Source organism: Actinorugispora endophytica (assembly GCF_004363075.1).
GTDB lineage: Bacteria > Actinomycetota > Actinomycetes > Streptosporangiales > Streptosporangiaceae > Actinorugispora > Actinorugispora endophytica.
Window position 1 is genome coordinate 566,169 of record NZ_SNYN01000001.1, and the last position, 26,577, is coordinate 592,745.

At 70.8% G+C, this 26,577-nt stretch carries 24 protein-coding genes; 3 read left to right on the forward strand and 21 right to left on the reverse strand.

Annotated elements, in window-relative coordinates:
* Positions 1 to 211 precede the first annotated feature (211 nt).
* The 3 genes from EV190_RS02620 to EV190_RS02630 all read right to left on the reverse strand — a co-directional run bounded on the left by EV190_RS02620 (position 212) and on the right by EV190_RS02630 (position 3,990).
* Positions 212 to 2,716: an ATP-dependent Clp protease ATP-binding subunit gene (locus EV190_RS02620; protein ID WP_133739761.1), complete on the reverse strand. Its 2,505-nt coding sequence runs from the start codon at positions 2,714 to 2,716 to the stop codon at positions 212 to 214.
* A gap of 456 nt (positions 2,717 to 3,172) precedes the next feature.
* Positions 3,173 to 3,508 (reverse strand): histone-like nucleoid-structuring protein Lsr2, encoded by a 336-nt coding sequence (locus EV190_RS02625; protein WP_133739762.1) that lies wholly within the window; start codon positions 3,506 to 3,508, stop codon positions 3,173 to 3,175.
* A gap of 227 nt (positions 3,509 to 3,735) precedes the next feature.
* Positions 3,736 to 3,990, reverse strand: coding sequence for a hypothetical protein (locus EV190_RS02630; protein ID WP_133739763.1), 255 nt, complete (start codon positions 3,988 to 3,990; stop codon positions 3,736 to 3,738).
* A 554-nt stretch (positions 3,991 to 4,544) separates the two neighbouring features.
* Here EV190_RS02630 and EV190_RS02635 point away from each other — a divergent pair.
* Positions 4,545 to 7,745: a UvrD-helicase domain-containing protein gene (locus EV190_RS02635; RefSeq protein WP_133739764.1), complete on the forward strand. Its 3,201-nt coding sequence runs from the start codon at positions 4,545 to 4,547 to the stop codon at positions 7,743 to 7,745.
* A gap of 69 nt (positions 7,746 to 7,814) precedes the next feature.
* Here EV190_RS02635 and EV190_RS02640 read toward each other — a convergent pair whose 3' ends face one another.
* From EV190_RS02640 to lysX, 3 genes are all read right to left on the reverse strand, one after another.
* Positions 7,815 to 8,351, reverse strand: a complete 537-nt coding sequence (locus EV190_RS02640; protein WP_133739765.1) for an amino-acid N-acetyltransferase — start codon at positions 8,349 to 8,351, stop codon at positions 7,815 to 7,817.
* A gap of 165 nt (positions 8,352 to 8,516) precedes the next feature.
* Positions 8,517 to 8,834: a hypothetical protein gene (locus tag EV190_RS02645; protein WP_243742291.1), complete on the reverse strand. Its 318-nt coding sequence runs from the start codon at positions 8,832 to 8,834 to the stop codon at positions 8,517 to 8,519.
* 671 nt (positions 8,835 to 9,505) lie between these two features.
* A complete protein-coding gene (gene lysX / locus EV190_RS02650) occupies positions 9,506 to 10,990 on the reverse strand; it encodes a bifunctional lysylphosphatidylglycerol synthetase/lysine--tRNA ligase LysX (RefSeq protein ID WP_279536600.1) in 1,485 nt (494 codons plus the stop codon).
* A 67-nt stretch (positions 10,991 to 11,057) separates the two neighbouring features.
* On the opposite strand from lysX, the gene EV190_RS02655 reads away from it, so the two are divergent.
* Positions 11,058 to 11,276, forward strand: coding sequence for a type II toxin-antitoxin system VapB family antitoxin (locus EV190_RS02655; protein WP_133739768.1), 219 nt, complete (start codon positions 11,058 to 11,060; stop codon positions 11,274 to 11,276).
* Positions 11,273 to 11,578, forward strand: coding sequence for a PIN domain-containing protein (locus EV190_RS02660; RefSeq protein ID WP_243742292.1), 306 nt, complete (start codon positions 11,273 to 11,275; stop codon positions 11,576 to 11,578). The genes EV190_RS02655 and EV190_RS02660 overlap by 4 nt, the downstream gene beginning before the upstream one ends.
* 113 nt (positions 11,579 to 11,691) lie before the next feature.
* Here the strand turns inward: EV190_RS02660 and EV190_RS02665 are convergent, their stop codons facing one another.
* The 15 genes from EV190_RS02665 to EV190_RS02735 form a co-directional block, all read right to left on the reverse strand.
* Positions 11,692 to 12,468: a type III pantothenate kinase gene (locus tag EV190_RS02665; RefSeq protein WP_133739769.1), complete on the reverse strand. Its 777-nt coding sequence runs from the start codon at positions 12,466 to 12,468 to the stop codon at positions 11,692 to 11,694.
* 25 nt (positions 12,469 to 12,493) lie between these two features.
* A complete protein-coding gene (locus tag EV190_RS02670; RefSeq protein ID WP_133739770.1) occupies positions 12,494 to 15,118 on the reverse strand; it encodes an L-aspartate oxidase in 2,625 nt (874 codons plus the stop codon).
* Positions 15,119 to 15,151: 33 nt separating this feature from the next.
* A complete protein-coding gene (gene panC / locus EV190_RS02675; protein ID WP_133739771.1) occupies positions 15,152 to 16,048 on the reverse strand; it encodes a pantoate--beta-alanine ligase in 897 nt (298 codons plus the stop codon).
* A gap of 35 nt (positions 16,049 to 16,083) precedes the next feature.
* The gene (locus EV190_RS02680; protein ID WP_133739772.1) at positions 16,084 to 16,974 is read right to left on the reverse strand and encodes a Rossmann-like and DUF2520 domain-containing protein; all 891 of its coding nucleotides are present in this window, start codon (positions 16,972 to 16,974) and stop codon (positions 16,084 to 16,086) included.
* Positions 16,975 to 17,140: 166 nt separating this feature from the next.
* Positions 17,141 to 17,389, reverse strand: a complete 249-nt coding sequence (locus EV190_RS02685) for a chaplin family protein (protein ID WP_133739773.1) — start codon at positions 17,387 to 17,389, stop codon at positions 17,141 to 17,143.
* A 348-nt stretch (positions 17,390 to 17,737) separates the two neighbouring features.
* Complete coding sequence (locus EV190_RS24465) at positions 17,738 to 20,245, reverse strand: PH domain-containing protein (protein ID WP_394345481.1); 2,508 nt, start codon at positions 20,243 to 20,245, stop codon at positions 17,738 to 17,740.
* Positions 20,246 to 20,248: 3 nt separating this feature from the next.
* Positions 20,249 to 20,779 (reverse strand): PH domain-containing protein, encoded by a 531-nt coding sequence (locus EV190_RS02695; protein WP_133739774.1) that lies wholly within the window; start codon positions 20,777 to 20,779, stop codon positions 20,249 to 20,251.
* Positions 20,780 to 20,935: 156 nt separating this feature from the next.
* Complete coding sequence (locus EV190_RS02700; protein WP_341770505.1) at positions 20,936 to 21,436, reverse strand: DUF3180 domain-containing protein; 501 nt, start codon at positions 21,434 to 21,436, stop codon at positions 20,936 to 20,938.
* The gene (gene folK, locus EV190_RS02705; RefSeq protein ID WP_133739775.1) at positions 21,433 to 21,957 is read right to left on the reverse strand and encodes a 2-amino-4-hydroxy-6-hydroxymethyldihydropteridine diphosphokinase; all 525 of its coding nucleotides are present in this window, start codon (positions 21,955 to 21,957) and stop codon (positions 21,433 to 21,435) included. The genes EV190_RS02700 and folK overlap by 4 nt, the downstream gene beginning before the upstream one ends.
* Positions 21,954 to 22,340 carry a dihydroneopterin aldolase gene (gene folB / locus EV190_RS02710; protein ID WP_133739776.1) on the reverse strand — a complete coding sequence of 129 codons (387 nt, stop codon included), beginning with the start codon at positions 22,338 to 22,340 and terminating at the stop codon, positions 21,954 to 21,956. Before folB ends, folK begins: the two co-directional genes overlap by 4 nt.
* On the reverse strand, positions 22,333 to 22,773 hold the full coding sequence (locus tag EV190_RS02715) for a nuclear transport factor 2 family protein (RefSeq protein WP_133739777.1): 441 nt from the start codon (positions 22,771 to 22,773) through the stop codon (positions 22,333 to 22,335). Before EV190_RS02715 ends, folB begins: the two co-directional genes overlap by 8 nt.
* Positions 22,770 to 23,678 (reverse strand): dihydropteroate synthase, encoded by a 909-nt coding sequence (folP, locus tag EV190_RS02720; protein WP_133739778.1) that lies wholly within the window; start codon positions 23,676 to 23,678, stop codon positions 22,770 to 22,772. Before folP ends, EV190_RS02715 begins: the two co-directional genes overlap by 4 nt.
* 160 nt (positions 23,679 to 23,838) lie before the next feature.
* The gene (gene argS, locus EV190_RS02725) at positions 23,839 to 25,569 is read right to left on the reverse strand and encodes an arginine--tRNA ligase (protein WP_133739779.1); all 1,731 of its coding nucleotides are present in this window, start codon (positions 25,567 to 25,569) and stop codon (positions 23,839 to 23,841) included.
* A 61-nt stretch (positions 25,570 to 25,630) separates the two neighbouring features.
* Positions 25,631 to 25,981, reverse strand: coding sequence for an SDR family oxidoreductase (locus EV190_RS02730; protein WP_243742293.1), 351 nt, complete (start codon positions 25,979 to 25,981; stop codon positions 25,631 to 25,633).
* Positions 25,982 to 26,142: 161 nt separating this feature from the next.
* Entirely contained in the window at positions 26,143 to 26,361 is a 219-nt protein-coding gene (locus EV190_RS02735) for a hypothetical protein (protein WP_133739780.1), read from the reverse strand.
* Positions 26,362 to 26,577 lie beyond the last annotated feature (216 nt).

Genomic DNA, 26,577 nt, shown 5'->3' on the forward strand with positions numbered 1-26,577 from the left:
CCACCGGGCGGAGGGCCCTGCGGATGCGGATGCGGCGGTGGTGGTGGACCGCCCCAGGGCCGCTGCGGTCCGGGGCCGGAAGGCTGCTCTGGAGGATGAGACACGTTCGGACACTACCGCCCCGGACTGCTCCGGGGAACAGGAAGAGGGACGACCCGCTGGGCCGCCCCTCTCCCGTCAACCGCTGGTCAACGCCGCGGAAGCGGTCCGCTCACTCCCCGCGGCCCGCCGTCTCCACCTGCGCGGTGTCGGGCACCGCCGCGGGCTTGGGCACGCCCCGGAAGGTGAACCTGGCCTCGGTTCCCTCGCCCTCGGCGTCGACGATGACGATCTGTCCGGCCTTCAGCTCGCCGTAGAGGATCTTCTCCGACAGGGCGTCCTCGATCTCGCGCTGGATCGTGCGGCGCAGCGGCCGGGCGCCCAGCACGGGGTCGTAGCCCCGCTCGGAAAGGATCTTCTTGGCGTTCGGACGGATCTCGATCCCCATGTCGCGGTCCTTGAGGCGCTCGTCCAGACGCGCGACCATCAGGTCGACGATGGTGAAGATCTCCTTCTCCGTCAGCTGGTGGAAGACGATCGTGTCGTCGACGCGGTTGAGGAACTCGGGCCGGAAGTGCTGCTTGAGCTCTTCGTTGACCTTGGCCTTCATCCGGTCGTAGTTCGTCTTGGTGTCGTCGGACCGGGCGAAGCCCAGGGGCTGGCCCCTGGAGATGTCCCGGGTGCCCAGGTTGGTCGTCATGATGATGACCGTGTTCTTGAAGTCGACGTTGCGGCCCTGGGCGTCGGTGAGGCGGCCCTCCTCCAGAACCTGGAGCAGCGAGTTGAAGATGTCGCCGTGGGCCTTCTCGATCTCGTCGAACAGCACGACCGAGAACGGCTTGCGCCGCACCTTCTCGGTGAGCTGGCCGCCCTCCTCGTAGCCGACGTAGCCGGGGGGCGAGCCGAACAGGCGGGAGACGGTGTGCTTCTCCATGAACTCGCTCATGTCGAGCTGGATCAGCGCGTCCTCGTCGCCGAACAGGAACTCCGCCAGCGTCTTGGACAGCTCGGTCTTACCCACACCGGACGGGCCGGCGAAGATGAACGAGCCGCCGGGGCGCTTGGGGTCCTTCAGACCCGCCCGGGTACGCCGGATCGCCTGGGAGAGCGCCTTGATGGCGTCCTCCTGGCCGATGACGCGGCGGTGCAGCTCGTCCTCCATGCGCAGCAGCCGGGAGGACTCCTCCTCGGTCAGCTTGAAGACCGGGATTCCGGTGGCGGTGGCCAGGACCTCGGCGATGAGCTCCTCGTCCACCTCGGCGACGACGTCCATGTCGCCGGCCTTCCACTCCTTCTCCCGCTGGGCGCGCTTGGCCTGGAGCTGCTTCTCGTCGTCGCGCAGCGAGGCGGCCTTCTCGAAGTCCTGCGCGTCGATCGCGGACTCCTTGTCCCGACGCACCTGGGCGATCTTCTCGTCGAACTCGCGCAGGTCCGGCGGCGCGGTCATGCGGCGGATGCGCATCCGCGAGCCCGCCTCGTCGATCAGGTCGATCGCCTTGTCGGGAAGGAACCGGTCGCTGATGTAGCGGTCGGCCAGCTGGGCGGCGGCGACCAGCGCGCCGTCGGTGATGGACACCCGGTGGTGCGCCTCGTAGCGGTCCCGCAGCCCCTTCAGGATCTCGATGGTGTGCGAGATCGTGGGCTCGTCGACCTGGATGGGCTGGAAGCGGCGCTCCAGCGCGGCGTCCTTCTCCAGGTACTTGCGGTACTCGTCCAGCGTGGTCGCGCCGATGGTCTGCAGCTCGCCGCGGGCCAGCATCGGCTTGAGGATGGAGGCGGCGTCGATCGCGCCCTCGGCGGCGCCCGCGCCGACCAGGGTGTGCAGCTCGTCGATGAACAGGATGATGTCGCCGCGGGTGCGGATCTCCTTGAGGACCTTCTTCAGGCGCTCCTCGAAGTCACCGCGGTACCGGCTGCCCGCGACCAGGGCGCCCAGGTCGAGCGTGTAGAGCTGCTTGTCCTTGAGCGTCTCGGGGATCTCGCCCTTGACGATCTTCTGCGCCAGCCCCTCGACGACGGCGGTCTTGCCGACACCGGGCTCGCCGATGAGGACCGGGTTGTTCTTGGTCCGGCGCGACAGCACCTGCATGACGCGCTCGATCTCCTTGTCCCGGCCGATGACCGGGTCGAGCTTGCTCTCGCGCGCCGCCTGGGTGAGGTTCCGGCCGAACTGGTCCAGGACCAGCGAGGTGGACGGAGCGGACTCCGACGCCGCGCCCGCGGCCTGCGGCTCCTTGCCCTGGTAGCCGTGCAGGAGCTGGATGACCTGCTGGCGCACCCGGTTGAGGTCGGCGCCCAGCTTCACCAGGACCTGGGCCGCGACGCCCTCACCCTCGCGGATGAGGCCGAGCAGGATGTGCTCGGTACCGATGTAGTTGTGGCCGAGCTGAAGCGCCTCGCGCAGCGAGAGCTCCAGGACCTTCTTGGCGCGGGGCGTGAAGGGGATGTGGCCGGACGGGGCCTGCTGCCCCTGGCCGATGATCTCCTCCACCTGCTGGCGAACGGCTTCGAGGCTGATGCCGAGGCTCTCGAGGGCCTTCGCGGCGACACCTTCACCCTCGTGGATGAGGCCGAGCAGGATGTGCTCCGTGCCAATGTAGTTGTGGTTGAGCATCCTGGCCTCTTCCTGCGCCAGGACAACCACGCGCCGTGCGCGGTCGGTAAACCTCTCGAACATGTCTCGTCGCTCCTCACAGAGCGGTCAGGCAGGGACGGAAGTTCCGACCCTCACTTTTCCGCATATCGGCCCCTCGGGGGAAAGCCCTCCCGTCGGAGCGCTTCCGCACCCGTCTACACCGTGCCGTCCGGTTTCCCGGGCGGCTCCACGAAACACCCATCCACGGATCTCTTCACACGATGTCGTCTAGAGACTTTCCCCGACGATAGGGCGTTCACCCTCATCCAACTACCAATCGGGCCTCTGGTGTTCCAAGTACGCCGCAAGCGAACGGCCCGCGCCTCTCTATGAGTGAGAGAACACGGGCCGTGATGCGCGTTCGCGGGTTATTTGCTCTGAGCGAACAGGATCCTCCCGCCCCTCCCGGGCGGGGGACCGGGCTTTGCGACCCACCGCGAAGCCCCCATTCGTACCATCAGCGGCGAGGCACGAATCCGCCGTCCGCCGACCGCCTGGTCAGCGCTGGGCGGCGTGGTACTCGTCCATGATCGACTGGGGGATGCGGCCCCGCTCGTTGACCTGCTTGCCCGCGGCCTTGGCCCAGGCCCGGATCTCGGCGCTGCGCTCGCGGCTGGGCGCGCTGCGCTGCTTGCCGCCGCGGACCACGCCGCGCTTGCCGGGCGCCTTGCGGGCGGCGTCGACGAACGGGGCGAGCGCCTCGCGGAGCCGGGACGCGTTGTTACCGCTGAGGTCGATCTCGTAGGAGGAGCCGTCGACCGCGAACGAGACCGTCTCCTCGGCCTCGCCACCGTCGAGGTCGTCGACGAGAAGCACCTGAACCTTTTGTGCCATGGATACAGTCCTTTCACAGTGGAGAAGTGCGTTAACAACACCCTGAATATAAAGCTATACCGATCACATAGAGAATGACAATTCAAGCCGGATAAAATTTGTTTCAGCCGGCCTTCGCCGGGCGGGGGAAATCAACATCCGGGCACGCGGAAGCCTCCAACCCGGTCGGGACCGGGCCGGAGGCGCATAACGCCGACTGCGGAGGCGTCATTCCCTACTGTCAGTGCTTAGCGGCCGCCGGGCTCCTCCCGGCCGTCCGGGACTTCGGTCGAAGACCCGGGGGCGTTCTTTGCTCCGCCATCGGCCGAGGCATTGGTATCCGGGCGCGATGCCGTTTGGACATCCCCGGCTTCGGCTTCCTTGAGCAACCGCCCGTCCGAAGTCCTCGGCGCCATCTCCTTACGGAGCACGGTGTAGACGATCGCGCAGAACACCGCCGCGACAACAGTAGGGGGGATGAGCGCCGACAATACGTCCCACATCAGGCGGGCCCCTTCTCCTGGCCGTTCCTTTATACAGTGATTACCCCAGGCGGGGGGTGGTGCGGCCGACACCGCGGGAGGGAGTACGGATCTCCCGCAAACGCGTCCCGGTCATCATAGGCAGGCCCCCGGAAGTTCCACCGGGCCCCCTCCTCGTCTCTTTAGCCGTTCGGGGCGGTCGGCTAAAGAGGACGCTGCCGAGATCTTACTCAGCCCAAATCACCCGGAGCGCCAGGCCAAAAGACGACCGCCCGTAGCCGACGCGGAACTCGAACGGCCGGCCGCTCATGGGTGCGGACCGAATAAACCGGGGGTGCGCAAAGCCCTCGCAAGGACCCGATCGGACAAGACTCCGACAAGACGCCCGACTTCCCGGCCGCAATCCCCAGATTACCGCCCCCTATCGGCCCCGCCGCCTCCCCGGCATTACCGGCTAAGGCGTCCCGGAGTTGTGGGATCGTGGCATGGTAACCGAGACGAGACGCCAGGCCCCGCCCCGGCACACCACGGGGGGCCGGGAAGCCCGCAGCCATGGGCATTGGGAGGATCCCGCAGTGGAGTTCCACGCCGATCTGCATATTCACTCCAAGTACTCGCGGGCTTGCAGTAAGGATTGCGATCTCGAGCACCTCGCCTGGTGGGCCGCCCGCAAGGGGATAGCGCTCGTGGGAACCGGTGATTTCACTCACCCCGCCTGGCGGGCCGAACTGGAGCGCGAACTGGTGCCCGCGGAGCCCGGCCTGTTCCGGCTCCGCCCGGAGATCGAGGCGCGCGTCCTGCGGACACTACCGCCCAACTGCCACCGGCTTCCCCGTTTCATGCTGTCGGTGGAGATCTCCACGATCTACAAACGCGACGGCCGCGCCCGCAGGGTGCACCATCTGCTCTACGCGCCGTCACTGGACGCGGCCCGGGCCATCACCGCCGATCTGGCCAGGATCGGGAACCTCGCCTCGGACGGCCGCCCCATCCTGGGCCTGGACTCCCGCGACCTGCTGGAGATCACCCTGTCCAGTGACCCCGGCTCCTATCTGGTCCCCGCGCACATATGGACGCCGTGGTTCTCCGTACTCGGCTCCAAGTCGGGTTTCGACGCCGTCTCCGACTGCTACGCCGACCTCGCCGGCCACATCTTCGCGGTCGAGACCGGCCTGTCCAGCGACCCCGCCATGAACTGGATGGTGTCGTCGCTGGACTCCTACACCCTGGTCAGCAATTCCGACGCGCACTCGCCGCCGATGCTGGCCCGCGAGGCCACCCGGTTCGAGACCGACCTGGACTACTACGCGGTCCGGCGGGCGCTGGAGACCGGTGAGGGATTCGGCGGTTCCGTGGAGTTCTTCCCCGAAGAGGGGAAGTACCACCTCGACGGACACCGGAAGTGCGACGTCCGGTTCACCCCGGAGACCACCCGCGAGCACGGGGGGCGCTGCCCGGTCTGCGGAAGGCCGTTGACGGTCGGCGTGTTCCACCGGATCCACGAGCTCGCCGACCGGACCGAGGGCTACCGGGTGCCGGGGGCCGCGGGATTCACGAACCTGGTCCCCCTTCCCGAGATCGTCAGCGAGATCGTGGGCGTGGGCCCCAAGAGCAAGCGGGTCATGGGCGAGGTCACCCGACTGGTGGCCGCGCTCGGGCCGGAGCTCGACATCCTGCGGACGACGCCCCTGGACGAGGTGACCGGAGCCGGCGGCGAGCTCCTCGGCGAGGCCGTGGCCCGGCTGCGGCGCGGCGAGGTCGTCCGGGACGCCGGGTACGACGGCGAGTACGGCACCATCCACATGTTCACCCCCGAGGAGCTCCGCGCCGAAGCCGAGACGATGACGCTGTTCGGCGAGAACGAGGTCGTCCCCGCCAAGGCCCGCACCCGGCGCAGGGCCGCGGCCCGCCAGAAGCGCGGCGGGGAGCGTCCGGTCCCGCCCCCCGCCGAGGACCTGCTGTCCCCTGACGCGGCGCCCGACCCGGCCGAGCGCGCGGAGGGCCCCTCAGAGCCCTCCCTCTTCCCGGAGGCCGTGGACGCCGCCCCGGTCCGCCCCCAGGGCCTCCTGGACGGACTCGACCCGGACCAGCGCGCGGCCGCCGAGCACGACTCCGGACCGCTGCTCATCGTCGCGGGTCCGGGCACCGGCAAGACCCGGACCCTGACGCACCGGATCGCCTACCTGGTGGCCGAACGCGGCGTGCGCCCGCAGGAGTGCCTGGCCATCACCTTCACCCGCCGCGCGGCCGAGGAGCTGCGTGAACGCCTGGCCGCCCTTCTTCCGGACCGGGCCGGCCAGATGACGGTCACCACCCTGCACGGCCTGGGCGCGCTGATCCTGCGCGAGCAGCACGAGCGGGCCGGACTCGGCGCGCGGTTCGGTATCGCCGACGAGGCCCGCCGGCTCGAGGTCGCCGCCGAGGTCGCGGGTTCCGAGGCCGAGGGGCGCCGGCTCCTGGCCCGTCGTGGCGAGGGGCCGGACGACGGGACCGGGGACGAGGAGACCGCCCGCTTCGAGGCCCGGCTGCGCGAGCTGGACCTGGTGGACTTCGCCGACCTGCTGCGGCTCCCGGTCCGGCTGCTGTCCGCCGAGGAGGAGCTCGCCGCGCGCTACCGCGCCCGCTGGCCCTGGATCAGCGTGGACGAGTACCAGGACGTCGACGAGACGCAGTACGCGCTGCTGCGGCTGCTCACCTCGCCCGACTCGAACCTGACCGCGATCGGCGACCCCGACCAGGCGATCTACGGCTTCCGGGGGGCCGACGTCGGCTTCTTCCTGCGCTTCGCGGAGGACTATCCGAGCGCCCGCAGCGTCCAGCTGACCCGCAACTACCGCTCCAACGCCACCATCGTGGACGCGGCGGTCCAGGCCATCGCCCCGGCCTCGCTGGTGCCGGGGCGGGCGCTGCGCGCGGTCGGGGACTTCCGCGACCCGCCCAGGATCGGCGTGCACGTGGCCGCCGACGAGCGCGCCGAGGCGTCCTTCGTGGCCCGGGCCATCGACCGGCTGCTCGGCGGAACGTCCCTGCACTCGCTGGACAGCGGCCGGGTGACCGAGGACGGGGACGACACCCTGTCCTTCGGCGACATCTGCGTGCTGTACCGCACCGACGCCCAGAGCGGGGCGATCATCAGCGCCTTCAACAGCGCGGGGATCCCGTTCCAGAAGCGCTCGCACGATCGGCTGCTGGCCCGGCCGGGGGTGCGGGCGCTCGCCGCCGAAATCCCGCACCACCCCGAGGGGCCGCTGACCGGGCGGGTACGCGCCGCCGTCGAGGCGCTGTGCGCGCGGCACGCGGAGGACCCCGACCAGGTGGTGGACCTGCGCTCGGCCGGTGAGCTGGCGGCTCCACTGGCCGAGCGGTGCGGCGCCGACCTGCCCGAGTTCCTGTCCGCGCTGGCCCTGGGCGCAGAGGTGGACGCCCTGGACCCGCGCGCCGACCGGGTCTCCCTGCTCACCCTGCACGCGGCCAAGGGGCTGGAGTACCCGGTGGTGTTCCTGGCCGGCTGCGAGGACGGGATCCTGCCGTTCCGCTTCCCCGGCGCCGAACGCGGCGACGAGGCCGAGGAGCGCCGCCTGTTCTTCGTGGGGATCACCCGCGCCCGGCAGCGCCTGTACCTGTCCCGGGCCCGCGTGCGCGCCCGGCGCGGCGCGGCGGCGGACATGGCGGCGTCGCCCTTCCTGGGCGCGATCGACCCCGCCCTGACCATGCCGGTGGACGAGGAGTCCGCCACCCGCAGGCGACCCAGGGGCCGCCAACTGCGGTTGATGTAGGAACAGCCGGTCCGGCACCCGGTGCGGCCGGCCTCCCGAGGGGAGTCCGCCGGTGGTCCGGGCGCCGGATCAGTCGTCCCCGGAGTCCAGGTGCAGCAGCATCCGGACGTTGCCCAGGGTGTTGGGTTTGACCCTCTCCAGGCCGAGGAACTCGGCGACGCCCTCGTCGTAGGAGCGCAGCAGCTCCTCGTAGACGAGGGCCGAGACAGGGGTTCCGTTGATCTCGGTGAAACCGTGCCGGCCGAAGAAATCGGTCTCGAAGGTGAGGCAGAAGACCCTGCGCACGCCGATCTCGCGCGCGGTGGCCAGGAGCGCCGCGACGATGCGGTGCCCGACCCCGCGCCCCTGCACCCGCGAATCGACGGCGACGGTGCGCACCTCGGCCAGGTCCTCCCACAGGACGTGCAGCGCCCCGCAGCCGACGATGCCGCGGTGCTCCCCGTCGTCGCTCTCGGCGACCCAGAACTCCTGGACGTCCTCGTAGAGGTTGACCGTGCTCTTGGAGAGCACGCGGCGCTCCCCGCTGAAGGTGTCGACGAGCCTGCGGATGTGGACGACGTCGCGGGTCTGCGCCCGGCGGATGGTGAAACGCTCTTCTACTGACATGGCCGGGCCAGATTACCGGCCCCGAAAACGATATGTCCGCTCCTGCGCTACGTGTGTATCCCACGGCACAAGGAGCGGACATCGTCGGTCGGCTGCGGTCGGCGCGCCGGACGGTCTTCTACCCTCATCGAGGACCGTCTCGGCTGGTCAAGTCGGTTCGAAAGATCAGATCAGGTGTCGGCGGGCGGCCCAGACGACCGCCTCGATCGGGGTGTTCACACCGAGCCGGTCGCATACCGCTCGGAGACGGCGGCGCAGGGTGCGCGCGCTCAGCTCGAGACGCCGGGCGGCCACGTCGGTGGTGACACCGGTGGCGATCTCCGCCAGCATCCGAAGATCCTCCTCGTCGAGCCCGCCGGCGTGCATGACCGCGACTCCGAGGTCGTGGGCGGTTGCCTGGGCCGAAGCGACGCTGCCGCCCTCCCGCAGCGCCGAAACGCCTGACTCCTTGACCGTCTGACGTACGAGTGTGGCCTGTTCCACTCCGTCCTCCCTCATCATGGTGAGTGCGGAACAACGACTCATCGCCGCATAGACACTCAATGAGATGTAGGCCGGAGCCTTCCGGTTCACATACTTTGGGTGTTTTCCTTGGAACCCCGAGCCACCCCGCCCCTCCGGATCCCTGGCACCGGAGCGGAGGACCGGTGCGTACCGGGCCCAAGCACCCGTTCGCGGCGATCTGGGACGGACAGATCACGCGAAGGCGTGCTCACCAGAGGATGGACGAAACGACCACGGTCGCTCCGGGTCACCCTCACTCATCGTGTTGTAGGTCCTGCGACGAACACGCGGAATTCTCCGCTCGCAGCAAAACGCTAAGCGGATGACGACAGACCGTCAAGGGCTATTTGACCACGCAAGGTGATGAAACAGCTCTCCATAGTCGCAAAAGGCGAGTGCGAGAACCTACAAAAACCATATTGACCTGCGAAAATAAACTCCATCACACGGGCGCCAGAGAAGCGTCAAGAGATTCAAACAGTATTCTCAAAGTGGCTCTCGGGACAGTCCGCCAAGCCGTGCAATTGCACTTTGGCCGCGGTCGGCCAGTCCTCTTCACGGCGCCGGCACCAATATAACCCTCCGTGAGAAAGCCGTCTCCCGCGGTCGCGGGAGACGGCCTCGCCCCGGATCGGCTGCGCTCCCCCGGGTCAGCTGGGCTTGACCAGCGGGAACAGGACCGTCTCTCGGATGTTCCTCCCGGTGAACGCCATCAGCAGCCGGTCGATGCCCATCCCGACCCCGCCCGTGGGCGGCATCGCGTACTCCAGGGCCCGCAGGAAGTCCTCGTCCAGCTGCATCGCCTCGGGATCGCCCCCCGCCGCCAGGAGCGACTGCTCGGTCAGGCGGCGGCGCTGCTCCACGGGGTCGACCAGCTCGGAGTATCCGGTGCCCAGCTCCATGCCGAACCCGATCAGGTCCCACTTCTCGGTGAGCAGCGGGTCCTCGCGGTGCTGGCGGGTGAGCGGACTGGTCTCCATCGGGTAGTCGCGCACGAAGGTCGGCTGGACCAGGGTGTGCTCCACCAGCTCCTCGAAGAGGTGCTCCACGAGCTTGCCCTGCCCCCACGCCGGGTTCCACTCGATCCCGCGCGCGTCGGCCAGCTTGCGCACGGCCTCCAACGGGCTCCGGGGGGTGACCTCCTCGCCGAGGGCGCCCGAGACCGCCCCGTACAGCGTGACCTCGGGCCAGTCGCCGCCGAGATCGATCTCCTCGTCGCCGCGCAGGACCACCGTGGTGCCGAAGACCGCGGTCGCGGCCTCCTGGACGAGGTCGCGGGTGATGTCGGCCATCACGTTGTAGTCGGCGTACGCCTGGTAGAACTCCAGCATCGTGAACTCGGGGTTGTGCGTGGAGTCCGCGCCCTCGTTGCGGAAGTTCCGGTTGATCTCGAAGACTCTCTCGACCCCGCCGACGACCATGCGCTTGAGGTAGAGCTCGGGCGCGATGCGCAGGTAGAGGTCCAGGTCGTAGGCGTTGATGTGGGTGGTGAAGGGGCGCGCGGTGGCGCCGCCGTGCACCTGCTGGAGCATCGGGGTCTCGACCTCGACGTACCCGCGGTCGTGGAGGCCGTCGCGGATCGCCCGGACCGCCTTGGCGCGCCGGGTGACCATCTCGCGCGAATCGGGGTTCACGATCAGGTCCACGTAGCGCTGGCGGACCCGCGCCTCGGGGTCGGTGAGCCCCTTGTGCTTCTCCGGCAGCGGACGCAGGCACTTGGCGGTCAGCGCCCAGGACTCGACCATGATCGACAGCTCGCCGCGCCGCGAGGTGATGACCTCGCCCACGACGCCGACGTGGTCTCCCAGGTCGATGTCGCTCTTCCAGGAAGCGAGCGACTCGGGGCCGAGCCTGTCCAGCGAGAGCATGACCTGGATGTCCCCGGAGGCGTCCCGGATCGTGGCGAAGCACAGCTTGCCCCCGGTCCGGTACAGCATGACCCTCCCGGTGAGGCCCACGCGCTCGCCGGTGCCCACGTCGGGCTCCAGCGCCCCGTGTTTCTCCCGGACCGCCGCCACGCTGCTCGTGCGCGGGAACGTGACCGGGTAGGGGTCGACGCCCTCCTGGCGCAGTCGGTCCAGCTTCTCGCGGCGGACCCGCATCTGTTCGGGGAGATCATCCAGTACTTCACTCACACAGGCGATCCTATCGGCGGTTGTGAAGACGCCAACCCTCCGCGCGAACCACGTGTGCGGTTTACACATGAGGACCAATATTGATATCGACGAAGAACTGATCACCGCTGCTATGCGGAAGTTCAATGTGCAGACCAAGCGCGAAGCGGTCGACATCGCTCTCCGCCGCTCAGTCGGCGCGCCCCTGACCAAGGAGTTCCTTCTCAGCCTGCGCGGGATCGGGTGGGGCGGCGATCTCGACGAGATGCGTTCCGGTGGGACGGACGGGCCGGAACGGGACCGGTGAAGAAGACCTACCTGATCGACACGTCCGCGTGGATCGAATACCTCAGAGCGACCGGTTCCGACACTGACGCTTTCGTCACCGAACTCCTCACCAGGGACCGCGAGATCGTCACCACCGAGCCGATCATCGCCGAACTACTGGCCGGAGCGAAGACTCCCACCGAACTCATGCAGTTGGAGCGCCTCACCGGCGGCTTGCCGCTGCTGTCAGTCGACAACCGGGTCGACTACCACGAACTCGGCAGGATCTGTCGGGGGCCCGGGTCAAGGGGAAGACCATCCGCAAGTTGTCCGCCTGCCTGATCGCGGCGGTGGCTCTGCGGACCGATGCCGTAGTCGTCCACAACGGCCGTGATTTCGACCGTATCGCGGAGGTCTTCCCAACCCTGCGCACCCAGCGCCACGACAGGAACTGATCAGGTGTTCCGTTCGAAGACCAGGCGCAGGCCGATGAGGGTGAGCCACGGCTCGTGGACGTCGACCGTCTCGCACTCGTCCACGACCAGGGGCGCCAGGCCGCCGGTGGCCACCACGGTGACGTCGTCGACGTTCGCGGTGAGCTCCTGGGCCATGCGGTCGACGATGCCGTCGACCTGCCCGGCGAAGCCGTAGACGATCCCCGAGCGCAGGGCCTCGGTGGTGTTCTTGGCGATGACCGAACGGGGCTTGACGATCTCCACCATGTGCAGCTGCGCGCCCCGCCTGGACAGCGCCTCCACCGAGATGTCGATGCCGGGGGCGATCGCGCCGCCCACGTACTCGCCCTTGGTGCTGACCGCGTCGAAGGTGGTGGCGGTGCCGAAGTCCACGACCACCGCCGGGCCGCCGTACAGCTGCACGGCGGCCAGCGCGTTGACGATGCGGTCGCTGCCGACCTCCTTGGGGTTGTCCATCCGGATCGGCACCCCCGTCTTGACGCCGGGCTCGACGATGACGGCGGGCACGTCGCCGTAGTGGCGGCGGAACATCTCCCGCATCTCGTGCTGCACCATCGGGACGGTGCAGCACATCGCGATGCCGTCGATGCTGTTCCGCATCAGTGAACCGGAGTGGATCAGTCCCTGGACGACCACCGCCCACTCGTCGGCGGTGCGACGGCCCTCGGAGGAGACGCGCCAGTGCTCCAGCAGGTCCTCGCTCTCGAACAGGCCGAGCACGGTGTCCGAGTTGCCGACGTCGATCGTGAGCAGCATGTAGGGCCTTCGGGGTCGTGGCTGGTCAGGACGTCTCGCGCAGGTCGAGCGCGATGTCCAGAGCGGGACTGGAGTGGGTCAGCGCGCCAACCGCAAGATAGTCGACGCCGGTCTCGGCGACCGCCGCGGCCCGGTCCAGGGTGAGCCCGCCGCTGGACTCCAGCCGGGCCCGCCCCGCCACCAGCGCCACCGCCTCGCGCAGTTCGGGAACGGTGAAGTTGTCGAGCAGGATCTCCTCGGCCCCGGCGGACAGCGCCGGTCCGATCTGGTCGAGGCGGTCCACCTCGACCTCCAGCGGCACGTCCGGGAAGCGCTCGCGCACCGCTCGCACCGCCTCGGCCACGCCTCCGGCGGCGGCCACGTGGTTGTCCTTGATGAGGGCGGCGTCGGCCAGGCCGAAGCGGTGGTTCACGCCGCCGCCGCAGCGGACCGCGTACTTCTCCAGGACGCGCAGTCCGGCGTGGGTCTTGCGGCTGTCCCGGACGGCCGCGCCCGTCCCCGCGACGGCGTCCGTCCACGCGCGGGTGGCGGTGGCGATGCCCGACAGGTGGGTGAGGAAGTTGAGAGCGGTGCGCTCGGCGGTGAGCAGGTCCCGGGTGCGGGCGGTGACGCTCATGAGGACGTCGCCGCGCTTGACGGAGTCGCCGTCGGCGGCGTGCCTCCGGATCTCCAGGACGCCTTCGGCGACCGTCCGGAACACGAGCTCGGCCAGCGGCAGCCCGGCGACCACCCCGTCCTGGCGGGCGACCACGTCCGCGGTGTCGATCCGGGTGGCGGGGATGGTGGCGACGGTGGTGACGTCGGCTCCCGATCCGGGCCCGCCGACACTCCCGTCCGGTCCGAACAGCAGGTCCTCGCGCAGGGTCTCGGCCACCAGCCGGCGCAGGAAGGGGACGGGCGCCTCGGGCAGGTTGGCCGGGAGGCGGTCGGCGAAGGCCGCGGCGATCTCCCCGGCGGCGGGCTCCACGGCGTCGCCCGTTCCGAAGGGCTCCGTCCAGCAGACCAGGGAGTCGGCCGCCAGCAGGGAGTTCACCCCCTTGGCCCGGGCGTCCGGCTCCGGGTGGTCGACCCGCCAGTGCGAGCCCCTGCTCTCCTCCCGCTCGATCGCGGCCCCGACGAGCGCGGTGGCGACCGTGAGCATGTTGGCGGCCTGCCAGGCGGCCACGCCGGGTTCGACTCCGCCGCCCTCCGTGCTCCCCGCGAGCCGGCCGAGGGCCCCGCGTGCCGCTTCGAGCCCTTCGGCGTCGCGGCGCACGCCCACGTGGCGCGACATGAGCGTCTGGAGTTCGGGGATCACCGCCGGGTCGACGAGGCCGCTCTCCTCCGCGCCGCCGGGGCGGGCCGGGGCTCCCCGCGGCGGCTCCTCCCCGGCCAGCCGGGCGGCGATCCGGTTCGCGAAGACGATGCCCTCGAGCAGGGAGTTGGAGGCCAGCCGGTTGGCCCCGTGCACGCCGGTCCGGGCCGTCTCGCCGACGGCGTACAGGCCGGGCACGTTCGTGCGCCCGTCCAGGTCGACCACCAGGCCGCCCGAGGCGTAGTGCGCGGCGGGGGCGACCGGGACGACGTCGGTGACCGGGTCTATCCCGTGGGCTCGGCACGACGCCAGGATGGTCGGGAAGCGGCGCTCCCACTTGGCCGCGCCGAAATGGCGCGCGTCCAGGAACACGTGGTCGGTGCCGGTCTCGGCCATCGCGCGGGCGATGCCCCTGGCCACGACGTCCCGGGGCGCCAGGTCCGCGAGTTCGTGCGCGCCCTCCATGAAGCGGCGGCCGCGCGCGTCCACCAGGAACGCGCCCTCCCCGCGCACCGCCTCCGACACCAGGGGCTGGCGGCCCTTGGCGTCGGGCCCCAGCCACAGCACCGTCGGGTGGAACTGGACGAACTCCAGGTCCTGGACGCGGGCCCCGGCACGCAGGCCGAGCGCGATCCCGTCGCCGGTGGAGACCTCCGGGTTGGTGGTGGCGGCGAAGACCTGGCCGAGGCCGCCCGTGGCCAGGACGACCGCGCCGGCCAGCACCGCGCCGACACCGTCGCGCTCGCCCTCGCCCATCACATGCACGGTGACGCCGCGGACGCGGTGCCCGATCCCCTCGTCGCCGGACTCCCCCAGCAGCAGGTCGGGGACGAAGGCGTGCTCGATCAGCTCGATGCGCTCCTCGGCCCGGACCGCCTCCACCAGTGCGCGCTCGATCTCGGCGCCCGTGGCGTCGCCGCCCGCGTGCGCGATGCGGTCGGCGCGGTGCCCGCCCTCACGGGTCAGCGACAGCTCTCCCGCCTCGGTGCGGTCGAAGGCGGTGCCCTGCTCGATCAGCCAGCGCAGAGCGTCGGGGCCCTCCTGCGCGAGCACGCGGACGGCGGCGGGGTCGCACAGTCCCGCGCCCGCCTCGATGGTGTCCACCATGTGCGCCAGCGGGTCGTCCCCCGGGTCGACGGCGGCCGCGATGCCGCCCTGGGCCCAGCGGGTGGACCCGTTGGCGAGCACGTCCTTGGTGACGAGTACGACCCTGCTCTCGGGCGTCCGCTCGATATGGCGCAGTGCGGTGCTCAGCCCGGCGATGCCGGAGCCGACGACGACCACGTCGGCCTCGACGGTCCAGCCGGGTTCCGGTGCGGTCAGCCGAAGCGGGAGGGGGGAAGGGGTCGCACTCACGACGATTCTCCCTTAACGGGTGGAGAAAGTGGATTACAACGTCATTGGCACGTTATCAATCAACCTTGTCTCACCCACCCACGCGGCCACGACGAGCACGGCGTCCCCCGTGAAGCCGTCTCCCACCTCGGCGAACGTCCTGGTGTCCACGAGTGCCAGGTAGTCCACGCTGACCGGGGGCCTGGCGCGCGACCCGTCGCCGAGCACCGAGCGGGCCGCGGCGAGAATGCCGTCCGGGCCCGAGCCGACGGCGGCGGCCCCCGCGAACAGCGCCCGGGACAGCGCGAGGGCGCTGCGCCGCTCCTGCGCGCTCAGGTAGACGTTGCGGCTGGAGACGGCCAGCCCGTCCTCGTCCCGCACGGTCGGCCCGGCCAGGACCGTGATCGGCAGGCACAGGTCCCGGACCATCCGGCGGACCACCGCCAGCTGCTGGGCGTCCTTCTGCCCGAAGACCGCCACGTCCGGGCGGACCAGGTTGAACAGCTTGTTCACCAGGGTCAGGACACCCTGGAAGAAGCCCGGCCGGAACTCCCCCTCCAGGACCTCGCCCATGGCGCCCGGGTTCACCGTGACGACCTGCCCGAAGTCCTTCACCCCGTCGGCCGCGTCGGGGTACATGACGTCCGCGGAGGGCGCGAACACCACGTCCGCGCCCTCCTGGGCGCAGACCTCGAGGTCGGCCTCGAACGTGCGGGGATACCGCTCGTAGTCCTCGTTCGGCCCGAACTGCAGGGGGTTCACGAAGACGCTGACGACCACCGAGTCGGCGTGCTCGCGGGCCGCGCTGATGAGGCTGCGGTGCCCCGAGTGCAGCGCGCCCATCGTGGGGACCAGGGCGATCCGGCCCGATCCGGGGCGCAGCGCCGCCAGCTCCTCGGGGGTGCGTGCGACGACGGGCGTCCTGCGGGGGAGTGCGGTCGGTTCGGTCACGGCTCGTCTCCGGTCTGTCGGGAAGTTCGCGTGTGTCAAGCGAGGACGTCGAGCAGCCGCTCGGCGTCCTGCGGCTTGAGCAGGCCCGCCGCGAGGGCGCGGTCCGCTGTGAGGCGGGCCAGAGCCACGTAGCTCGCGGCGCTTTCCGGGGAGTGCTCGCGTAGCTGGGCGATGTGCCTGGCGACGGTGTCGGCGTCGCCGCGCAGCACCGGCCCGCTGAGACCGTCGATACCGAGCCGGAGCGCGTTGTCCAGCGCCGCTCCCAGCAGTGGTGCGAGCATCCGGCCGGGGTGGTCGACCCCGGCCAGGTTCAGCAGTGAGGCGCTCTCGGCCACGAGGGTGACGAGGTGGTTCGCGCCTCCGGCGAGGGCCGCGTGGTAGAGCGCCCTGTGCTCCTCGGCGATCCACACCGGTTCGGCGCCCATCTCCACGACGAGCGCCTCGGCGATGGGACGCAGCGGCTCGGGCGAGGTGACGCCGAAGGAGCAGTCGGCCAGCCGGGTGAGGTCCTCGTCCCGGCCGGTGAAGGTCATCACCGGGTGCAGGGCGAGCGGCAGCGCACCCGCTCTGGTGAGCGGGCCGAGCACACTGTGGCCGTACGCTCCGCTGGCATGCGCGACGAGTTTTCCGGTGACGTCCACACCGGTCTCGGCCAGCCCTCCCGCCAGTGGTTCGAGGGCGTCGTCGGGCACCGTCACCAGGACGAGGTCGGCCGCGGCGACGACTTCGGCGGGTTCGTGGACCCGCGCGTCCGGAAGGCGCGCGGCGACCCTGCCCCGGGACGCCTCCGACACCGCGGAGGCGGCGACGACGCTGTGCCCGGCGCGCTCCAGCGCCGCTCCGAGGACCGAGCCGACCCGGCCGGGTCCGATGATCCCGACAGCGAGGCGCGCGGGACGCTGGCGTGTGGTGTGCGCCGTGTTCATAGGTGTTCTGTTCCAGTCCACTCGGGTACCGGACCTGCTGAGGGCCAGGTTACTCGCCGGTCGGCCGCGGCCGTCACGCGGGGCGGGGCCCGTGCGGACGGCGACGGCCGCCGCCGTCCGCAGGAGCGGTCGGCGGCGGCCGGATGCGCGGTTCCGGGTCTGCCCGCTAGTCGATCACGAAGGCGCCGGACTTGTAGCAGTCGGCGCCCGCGATACCGATGATCGCGATCGCGTTGCCGCAGACGTTGGCCGGCACGTTGGCGTCGACGTCGACCTGGTTGCCGCTCAGGATCGAGCCGTTGCCGGAGGTGATGGCGTCGTCACCCGAGTAGGCGGAGGCCGACGTGGCGCCCGCGAGGAGCATTCCGGCGGCGGCGGCGGTGACGGCGGCGGCGGCGAGGGCCTTCTTCAGCACAGCGAATCTCCTTGGAACGGGCCGGGCGGCAAGGGGACACCCGGCCTTTTGCTGACAATGCGTACTTCTTTGAACACATGTCGTGTTCGCCCTCCATCTAGCCACATCAACGAGCGCTCGAGAGGGTTTTCACCGAAAGTGAATAACTTAGGGGAGTTTTTCAATGACACCGAGTAGTGGAAAATGTCGTGATTTGCCAGTGGAAAATCCCGCCACCCAGACCGCGTCGAGTGACGGGAGTCACATTTCCCACGAAGACATCCCGATGACGTCGCCGTCGGTGTTCCACGACGGCGGATCGTGGAACACCGACGGCGAGGCCATCGGGAGAGGCGCGTCCGCGGCTCCCTACTGGCGGGTGTCCGTGTCGCTTCGGGTCGCCCAGCGCTCGGGTCCCCCCGAGGCCGCGCGGGCGCGCTCCGCGCGTTCGGCGACACCGTCGACCACCCGCCGGGCCTCCCCGAGTTCACGGTGCGGAGCGCGGGCGCGGACCGGACCCGGCGGGGTCTCCACCTCGACGGTGGCGGCGCCGAGCATCCGGGCCAGCGGCCCCGCCGTCAGGCGCAGGGTCTGCATCCGCGAGTGCGGGACGATCTCGACCACCCTGCAGAACAGGCCGCGCCGGGTGACGAAGAGCGAGTCGTCCACGCCGAGCGCCTCCTGGCCGGCCTGGCCCAGGTGGGCGGGGTGCAGCGTGACCGAGGAGACGTCGGTCCCCGGGAAGAGCTCCCCGACCAGCGCGTAGGCCAGCCGCTTGGGCACCACCGGAAGCAGCGTCGAGGAGTCCGTCTGCCGCTCCCCCACGTACCCGGCGACGTTCGCCTCGACCCGCACGACGTTGAAGACCCGCCACAGCAGCGGCTCGACGATGCGCACCGCCTGCACCCGCCCCGGCGGCACCGTCTGCATCCGCGCCTGGAAGACGCCGTAGCGCAGCCGCAGCCCGTCCGGCGAGAGCGAGGCGTAGAAGTCGATGTACCGCAGCAGCGGTCCGAGGAAGCCGCGCATCAGGCCCAGCAGCAGCGGGACCGCCCCGCCGAGCACGCCCGGCTCGCCGAAGGCCAGGCCCGCCACGATCAGCAGCATGAAGAGCACGAAGGCCGCCAGCACCGGGACCCGGAAGACCAGCGCGCCGATCAGCAGCGAGAACGGGAGCTTGTACAGCGGGGTCTCGGGCGCCTCCGGGGTCCGGCCGGAGAGCCCGGCGGCGTGCGCGAGCAGGCTCGCGCGCAGCCGCTCGGCCTGACCCCGTCCGAGGTAGCGCAGCCGCAGTTCGCCGCTGTCACCCCCGGCGAGTTCCACCCGAAGCTCGGCAAGCCCGATGACCTGCATGAACAACGGCCGGACCACGTCCACCGCCTGCAGCCGGCTCAACGGGATCTCCCGCGTCAACTGCCGGAACAGCCCGGTGTGCAGGACGAGGTGGTCGCCTTTCAGCCCGAAATAGGTGTTCCACCAGGCCACGAGCGAGTAGGCGGCGGTCCCCATCGCCACCGCCAGGGTGAGCAGCAGGGTCCACCCGATGCCGAAGTCCAGCAGGATCGGCCCGGGCAGCGCGAAGAACACCAGCGTGACGACGGCCGTCCGAAGCGCCACCGTCGCACCGTGCAGGCGGTGCGAACCCGTGGTGATGTCGGCCTCGGGTCTGGGCGGCAGCGAACCGGGGAGCGGAGCGGCGCCGCTCCTGGGCTGCCACGCCCCCGGAGGCGGAGCGGGCTGGGTGTACGGGGCGAACCGCACGTGCGAGCCGGTCGGCGCCGGGGGCCCGTAGTGGTGTCCGGGCGGCGGCGCGCCCGGGTGGGGGCCCTGCGCGGCCCACTGCCCGGGGGCCGGGTGCTCCGGACCCGACGGGCGGACGTTCGTCGTGGGCGGTCCGACGGGCGGCGGGTACCCCGCTCCCTGCGGACCCCCCGGAGGCGAGGCGGCCTGACCGGACGGCGCGGCGTACCCCGGGGGCACCGGCGGCACATAGGGGCGGCCCTGGGTGACGGAGGGCGGCTGCGGCGTGGGCGGCGCGTAGGCCGGCGCGAACCGGGGCCCCTGGTTCCACAGCGGCTGCCGCGGCCGTTCGGGCTCCTCCCGCGCCGGGGGGCCGGACCACAACGGCGCCGACGTCTCAGGCCCCCGACCGTTCGGGTCGGCGGGGTTTCCCGGTTCCGAGCCCTCCGCCCTCGACCCCCAGAACGGCGTCTGACCGGGACGCGCCCTCCTGGCGGCGGCCTCTTCGGGCCTCTCCGCTCCGGGAGCCGCGTCGCCGCGGCCGTCCTCGACGCGCGGGGCCTCGGCCCGGACCCCCCAGAACGGGGTCCGGCCGGGCTCGGGCGCTCCGGGTCCGGGTTCGCCCTTCCGCTCCCCGGGGGCCCCGCCCCGGTCGGAGGGCCGCTCGGGGCTCGGCGCCCGCTCGGGCCCGGCGGCCGCCTCCTGGACCGGAGGAGCCACGGGGGCGAAGCCCGGCTCGGGCCCGGGCCCCGGGGCTGCGGGGGGTTCGATGTGGGCCGCGTCGCGCAGGGCCTCGAAGGACCAGGCCGAGATCGGCGCGGGCGCGTCGATGTCGACACGGTTGGTGTCGGTGGGCGCGGTCACCTCACGCAGCGGAGGCGTGGGGTCGGGGCGCTCGGGATGGTCGAAGAGCCAGCCGTCCGAGTCCTGGCGGCCGGTTCCGGCCGCACCGTCCCCGGCCGTCCCGCTCCGGGCCGGGCCGGGGTCGGGCAGCGGCTCGGGGTCGGGCAGGTCGCCGTCGTCGTCGGACGCCTCCCGGGCGTCGAACCAGTGCGCGTCCAACGGCGCGCGTCCGACGGGCGCGGCGTGGTCGGCCTGCTGTTCCTGGGGAATCGGGCCCCGTTCCGGTTCGGTCACGCGTCACAGCCCCGTGGAGAAGGTCTCGCTGCGCGCCGCCAGCCGGTCGCGCAGTGCGGTCGCGTCCTGCAGGCTCAGCCCCGGGATGCGCGCGTCGGCGGTGGTGGCGGCCGTGCGCACCCGGACCGTGGCGATCCCCAGCGACTGCTCCAGCAGGTTCGCGGTGACGTCCACGACCTGCATCCGGCCGTAGGGAACCACGACGAGCTGCCGGATCACCGTCCCGAACGTCAGGTAGAAGTCGCTGCGCCCCTCGGCGTACCCCCACGACTCCCGGGTCCGCCCGGCGACGAACCAGACGGCCGCCCCGGCCAGCAGCGCGAGGACCGCGAGCGCCGCGCCCGCACCCCAGTTCAGCCGGACCCCGAGGCCCGCTCCGCCGAGCACGGCGACCGGCACGGCCACCATCAGCGCGAGCAGCCTGCGGTACCACGTGAACGCCGGGTCCACCCGGTTCCACGAGGTCCCCTCGGGCGCGGCGAAGGCCGCCTCGACCGGAGAGCTCTTCGGCTTCTGGACGTCGGACGCGGTCATTTCGGGCTTCTCTGGAGATTCGGCGAAATCCACGATTGCAGTCAACCATCCTCGAACGGATCAATCGTTCTGCTATGCCGGACTTCCCCGACGTTCCCGGCCTTATCCACGCGATGCGGCCGGTTTTGTGGTGGAGAAAGTCAAGATCCGTGCCACTCACCCGTCGGATCGGGAGTCCTGGTCGTCCTCCGGGACCCTGCAGGCGTACTCCAGGAACAGCGCCGCGCCGATCAGGAACAAGCCGGACAACGCGGTGCCGCCCGCGACGAACGCGTCGGTCCGGGCGTGCGGACTGTGCAGGAGGTCCAGCAGCGCCAGCCCGAAACCACCGAAGCCGCCGAGGGCGACCGCCCCGAACAGGACGCTGGCCTTCGCGAACGCCACCAGCCGGGCGACGCTGATCGCCTCGATCGGCTCGGTTCCCGGAGCCCTGCGGATGCGGCGGCGGGTCTGCACCGCGGTGATCAGCTCGCCCAGCGCCAGCAGCGACAGCGTGGGGATGGCCGTCCAGGGCAGCAGGAACAGGCTGGTGTAGGCCTGGCGCACGACCAGGAACACGACGACGCCGGCGACGAGGGCGATCACCAGCGGCATCCTCCACCCGGTGGGGCGCACCCGTCCCTCGCGGTCGTCGTGCTCGTTCGACGGGAGGTTCACTCGGGCACCCTCAGCACCAGGTCGTCACGCCGCCGGACCTCCTGGTCGCCGAGCCCCGACAGCAGCTCCCGGACGCTCCCCCGGCCGACGATCTCGGCCTCGGGGTCGGCGTCCGCCCAGGGCCGCAGCACGAAGGCGCGCTCGTGCGCCCGGGGGTGCGGGATGGTCAGCTCCGGGTCCGTGCGGGTCTCCGCGCCGTAGGCGATGACGTCCACGTCCAGTGTCCGGGGCCCCCACCGCACCTCGCGGAGCCGGTGGAACGCCTCCTCCACGCCCTGGGCCCGCTCCAGCAGCGTCTCGGGACTGAGCAGGCTGTCCGCGACGACCACCGCGTTGAGGTAGTCGTCCTGCTCCGGGCCGCCCACCGGAGCCGTCTCGTACACCGGGGACAACCCCACCAGGCGCAGCCCGCTCGTGTCGAACAGGGCGTCGACCGCGCCCTGGAGGTTCTCCAGCCGCTCGCCCTGGTTGCTGCCGAGCGCGAGCACGACCCTGCTCGCCCTGGTCCAGTCGGTTCTCATGCGCGGCTCCGGTGAATGGTGACGGTCACGTCGTCGAACGGGTGCGGGATGGGCGCGTTGGGCTTGTGTACCGTGACCTCCGCCGCCATGACGCCCTCCTCGGCCAGGCAGACCTGCGCCAACCGCTCGGCGAGCGTCTCGATCAGGTTCACCGGTTCGCCCCCGACGACCGCCGCGAGGCGGTCGCTGAGGACTCCGTAGTGGACGGTGTCGGCGACGTCGTCGCTGCGCGCGGCCGGGCGGGTGTCCACCTCCAGGAGGACGTCCACGACGAACTCCTGGCCCTCGCGCCGCTCGAAGTCGAACACCCCGTGGTGGCCCCTGGCGCGCAACCCGCGCACCGCGATCCGGTCCGGCGCCGGCGGTCCGGGTCTGTCAGTCATCGGTGCCCTCGTCCTCTTCGAGCATCACCGGCGACGCGTGGTGCGACCACAGCCGCCAGCCCTGCTCGGTCCGGACGAACAGGTTGGTGGTGACCACCTGACCGCCCGCCACGAACCCGGGGTTGTCCTCCTCCGCGGTCAGCACGTTCTCCTCACAGGTGACCATCGCGATCTCGCCGTCCACCCCGACGTGGGTCTCGGTGAGCACGTACTGGATGTAGGGGATGTTCGCCATGACCAGCGACCACGCGCGCATGATCTCGGCGCGCCCGCGCAGCATCGGCCAGCCGGGGTTGACGCAGACCAGGTCGGGAGCCTGGTCCTCGTTCGCCCACACCCGGTCCATGAGGTCGATGTCACCGGTCTCGATCGCCTGGTAGAACTCCGCGTTGGCCTCGGCCACGCGGTCCACGATCTCCTGCCGGGACTTCACTGGCCGCCCCGGGTCCGGGGCGCGTCCGCGCGGCCCTCGTCGAGGGACGCGCCCCCGCTGCGCCAGGCCTGCGCGACCCGGACCGCGTCCGCGTTGGGGCGCACGTCGTGCACCCGCACCCCCCACGCCCCGTTGGCCGCGGCCAGTGTGGTCAGGGCGACGGTGGCGTCGTCGGACCCGGCGAAGGAGCGCGGTTCGCCCTCGGCGTCGCTGAGCAGGCGGCCGAGGAAGCGCTTTCGCGATCCGGCGACCAGCAGCGGACGGCCCATGGCGGTGAAGCGGTCGAGGCGGGCGAGCAGCGCCCAGTTGTGGCCCTGCTCGGGGGTCTTGGAGAACCCGAGGCCGGGGTCCAGGACGATCTGGCCCGGATCGACGCCCTCGTCGACCATCACGGCCATGCGCTGGCTCAGCTCATCGTGGACTTCTTGGACGACATCGGTGTACACGGCGCGCTTGTGCATGTCATGACTATGCCCACGCCAGTGCATCAACACGTACGCGACGCCGGTCCGTGCCACGAGCCTTGCCATTTCCGGGTCGGCCAGCCCTCCGCTGACGTCGTTGACCAGCCGCGCGCCGGCGTCGACGGCGGCCGCGGCGACCTCGGCCCGCATGGTGTCGACGCTCACGACCACCCCCTGGCGGGCCAGCTCGGAGACCACGGGGACGACCCTCCGCAGCTCCTCCTCCAGGGGGACCCGCTGCGACCCGGGCCGGGTGGACTCACCGCCCACGTCCACGAGGTCCGCGCCGTCCCCGACCATCCGCAGCCCGTGCTCGACCGCCGCCCCGGGGTCGAACCAACTGCCACCGTCGGAGAAGGAGTCCGGGGTGACGTTGACGACCCCCATCACCAGACACCGGTCCTCGGCCGGAAGGCCGGGAAGCTCTATCGTCGTCGTCATACCGCAAGCCTACCGATCCGCTCCCGCCCGGACCCGCCGCGCTTCCGCCGATGATCTCGACACCCGACCGGCCGGGACAACCTCCCCGCTGATCTTGACCTTTCCGGGGTCTCGGAGGCGGCTGAGACCCCGGAAAGGTCAAGATCAGCGGAAAGAACGCCTACAACCGCTCGGGGGCTTCGATCCCGAGCAGGTCGAGCCCCCGCTCCAGAACCGTGGCGGTGTGCAGGGCCAGGGCCAGGCGGGACTCGCGTGTGGCGCCCTCGGACTTGAGGACGGGGCAGTTCTCGTAGAAGGTGCTGAAGGCCGCCGCGAGTTCGAACAGATAGGTGCACAGGCGGTGCGGCTGCAGGTTGGTGATCGCCGTCTGCACCGCGTCGGGAAAACGCGCGAGTTTCAGGGCCAGGTCGCGTTCGGCGGACTCGGCCAGCAGCACCGGAGCGCCGAGTTCGGGAACCCGGTCCGCGCGGCGCAGGATCGAGCGGATGCGGGCGTGGGCGTACTGGAGGTAGACGGCGGTGTTGCCGTCCATCGCCAGCATCCGGTCCAGGTCGAAGACGTAGTCCTTGTCCCGGTCGACGGACAGGTCGGCGTACTTGACCGCGCCGATCCCCACCGCGCGCGCGATCCGGGTCCGCTCCTCCTCGGACAGTTCGCCGCGCCCGGCGATCAGGCCTGCGGCGCGTTCGACGGCCTCATCGAGCAGGTCGGTCAGTTTGAGCGAAGCACCGGCCCGGGTGCGCAGCATCCGGCCGTCGGCTCCGAGCACGCTTCCGAATCCGACATGGGTGGCGACGGTCTCCGGGCTGATCCACTCGGCCTTGCGCGCGGCGGCGAAGATCATCGCGAAGTGCAGCGCCTGCGGCGCGCCGACGACGTAGACGAGGTGGTCGCCCTTGAGGTCCTGGGCACGGTAGCGGATGGTCGCCAGATCGGTGGCGTCGTACCCGAACCCACCGTCGCGCTTGCGGACGATCAGGGGAACCGGTTGGTCCTCGCGGCCGGTGAAACCGTCGAGGAACACGCACAGCGCGCCGTCGCTGTCCTCCGCGATGCCGCGGCGGCGCAGCTCGTCGGCGACGTCGTCCAGCCAGGGCTGGTAGGTGCTCTCCCCCTTGTAGTCGTCAGGGGACAGCCGCACACCGAGAAGCTCGTAGACGGCCTCGATGTGGTGCTTGGACTCTGTCAGCAGCCGCCCCCACAACTCCAGGGTGGCGGGGTCGCCCGCCTGCAGCGCGACCACGCGCATACGGGCGCGTTCGGCGAAGTCCTCGTCGGCGTCGAACTTGGTCCGGGCCTGCTGGTAGAAGACGTTGAGGTCACCGATGCTGAAGTCCTGCTCGGCGAGGCCCTCGTCGATGAGGTGCTCGACGAGCATCCCGAAGGGCGTTCCCCAGTCGCCGATGTGGTTCTGGCGGATCACCTCGTGTCCGGCGAACTCCGTCAAGCGGACGAGGGTGTCGCCGATGATGGTCGAGCGCAGGTGGCCGACGTGCATCTCCTTGGCCATGTTGGGTGAGGAGTAGTCGATGATGACCCGCTGCGGTTCGGAGGCCGGGGCGTACCCGAGTCGGGGATCGGCGGCGAGCCGGGCGGTTCGGTCGGCGAGCCAGGCGGTGGACAGGGTGATGTTGATGAAGCCCGGACCGGCGACCTCGGCGCTTTCGGCCATGCCGCCCAGATCGAGGTTGGCCGCGATGACGTCGGCGACCTCGCGGGAGGACCGTCGGAGCCGCTTGGCCAGCGCCATCGCGGCGTTGACCTGGTAGTCGACTCCCTCGCGCTGCGAGGGGCGGACCACAGCGTCCTCGATCGTGCATGCCACGCCGAACGCGGCACTGACGACAGCGGCGACCCGCTGCCCCAGATCGTCTCCGATGTCCCCTGACACGGTGACTCCGTTTCTCCTATTGGCCGGTGGGCCTGTATCGCCCAGCTCGGTGACAAGTCTGTCACGGCGCTCGGTCCGCCCATACGCTTTCCACAGTGCCGAGATGCTCCCCCGCGTCCACGTGGATCACCTGGCCGGTGACCGACGCGGTGTTCTCCAGGAAAAGCAGAGCCGCGGTGATGTCGTCAAGGGGTGCGGTCCGACGCTGCGGGCTACGCCGGAAGGCGAGCCGCGTGAGTTCGTCCTTCCCGGCGCCTGGAGGAGGAAGGACGAGTCCGGGAGAGATCGCGTTGACGCGGACCCTGGGCGCGGGTTGTTTCGCGGCCAGGAGGGTTTGCTGTGCCAGCGCGTGCTTGGACAGTTCATAGCCGGGGCGTTCACCGTCCAAGAGCGCGAGGCGCGCGTCGAGCATGTTGACGGCGTGTCCTCCGCGTCGGGGAGGGCCTCCAGAAGAACAGTGGCCGCGATCAGATGAACCTGCATCCCCCTGGTCAGGTATTGGGAGCTTGGACGAGTAGTCCGCTGAGCGAATAAGCGTCGGCCCCGACCTCTGGCGGGTCGAGACCGGCTTTTTCATGCCGTCAGGAGGCTGGTGGCCATGATGGCGATGCTGAGCAGTACGCCTATGCCCAGGATGTTCTGGAAGGTTGTGCGAACGGTTCGGCTGACGCGCTGCCGGAGAGTGGGCCTGCGTTTGCGGGCGTAGTAGTCGGGTGTGGCGTGGGCGGGCCAGTGGTCGCCGGGGCGGTGGGTGCCTGCGGCTTCGGCGCGCAGGCGGGCGATGGAGTCCACGACGTCGCGGTCGGCGGGGAAGTCCTCGCGGGTCGGCCACTGCCCGGTGACGGGATGCGGTTCGAGCGGGTGCAGGAAGCGCGGGTCGGGCAGGAAGCGCGGTGATCGCGGCGCGGGGGCCGGGACCGGGGTCGGGGGTGGTGTCCACCCGATGGCGATCTCGGGCCGGAGGTCGGCGAGTCGGCGGATGAGCGCGGCGAGCTGCGTGTCCTGCCG

Excerpts from the sequence above, each read along its gene's own strand:
- EV190_RS02620 (WP_133739761.1), bottom strand. The coding sequence starts at position 2,716 with ATGTTCGAGAGGTTTACCGACCGCGCACGGCGCGTGGTTGTCCTGGCG.
- EV190_RS02625 (WP_133739762.1), bottom strand. The coding sequence starts at position 3,508 with ATGGCACAAAAGGTTCAGGTGCTTCTCGTCGACGACCTCGACGGTGGC.
- EV190_RS02630 (WP_133739763.1), bottom strand. The coding sequence starts at position 3,990 with ATGTGGGACGTATTGTCGGCGCTCATCCCCCCTACTGTTGTCGCGGCG.
- EV190_RS02640 (WP_133739765.1), bottom strand. The coding sequence starts at position 8,351 with ATGTCAGTAGAAGAGCGTTTCACCATCCGCCGGGCGCAGACCCGCGAC.
- EV190_RS02655 (WP_133739768.1), top strand. The coding sequence starts at position 11,058 with ATGAGGACCAATATTGATATCGACGAAGAACTGATCACCGCTGCTATG.
- EV190_RS02665 (WP_133739769.1), bottom strand. The coding sequence starts at position 12,468 with ATGCTGCTCACGATCGACGTCGGCAACTCGGACACCGTGCTCGGCCTG.
- EV190_RS02680 (WP_133739772.1), bottom strand. The coding sequence starts at position 16,974 with ATGAACACGGCGCACACCACACGCCAGCGTCCCGCGCGCCTCGCTGTC.
- EV190_RS02695 (WP_133739774.1), bottom strand. The coding sequence starts at position 20,779 with ATGACCGCGTCCGACGTCCAGAAGCCGAAGAGCTCTCCGGTCGAGGCG.
- folK (WP_133739775.1), bottom strand. The coding sequence starts at position 21,957 with ATGAGAACCGACTGGACCAGGGCGAGCAGGGTCGTGCTCGCGCTCGGC.
- folB (WP_133739776.1), bottom strand. The coding sequence starts at position 22,340 with ATGACTGACAGACCCGGACCGCCGGCGCCGGACCGGATCGCGGTGCGC.
- folP (WP_133739778.1), bottom strand. The coding sequence starts at position 23,678 with ATGACGACGACGATAGAGCTTCCCGGCCTTCCGGCCGAGGACCGGTGT.
- EV190_RS02730 (WP_243742293.1), bottom strand. The coding sequence starts at position 25,981 with ATGCTCGACGCGCGCCTCGCGCTCTTGGACGGTGAACGCCCCGGCTAT.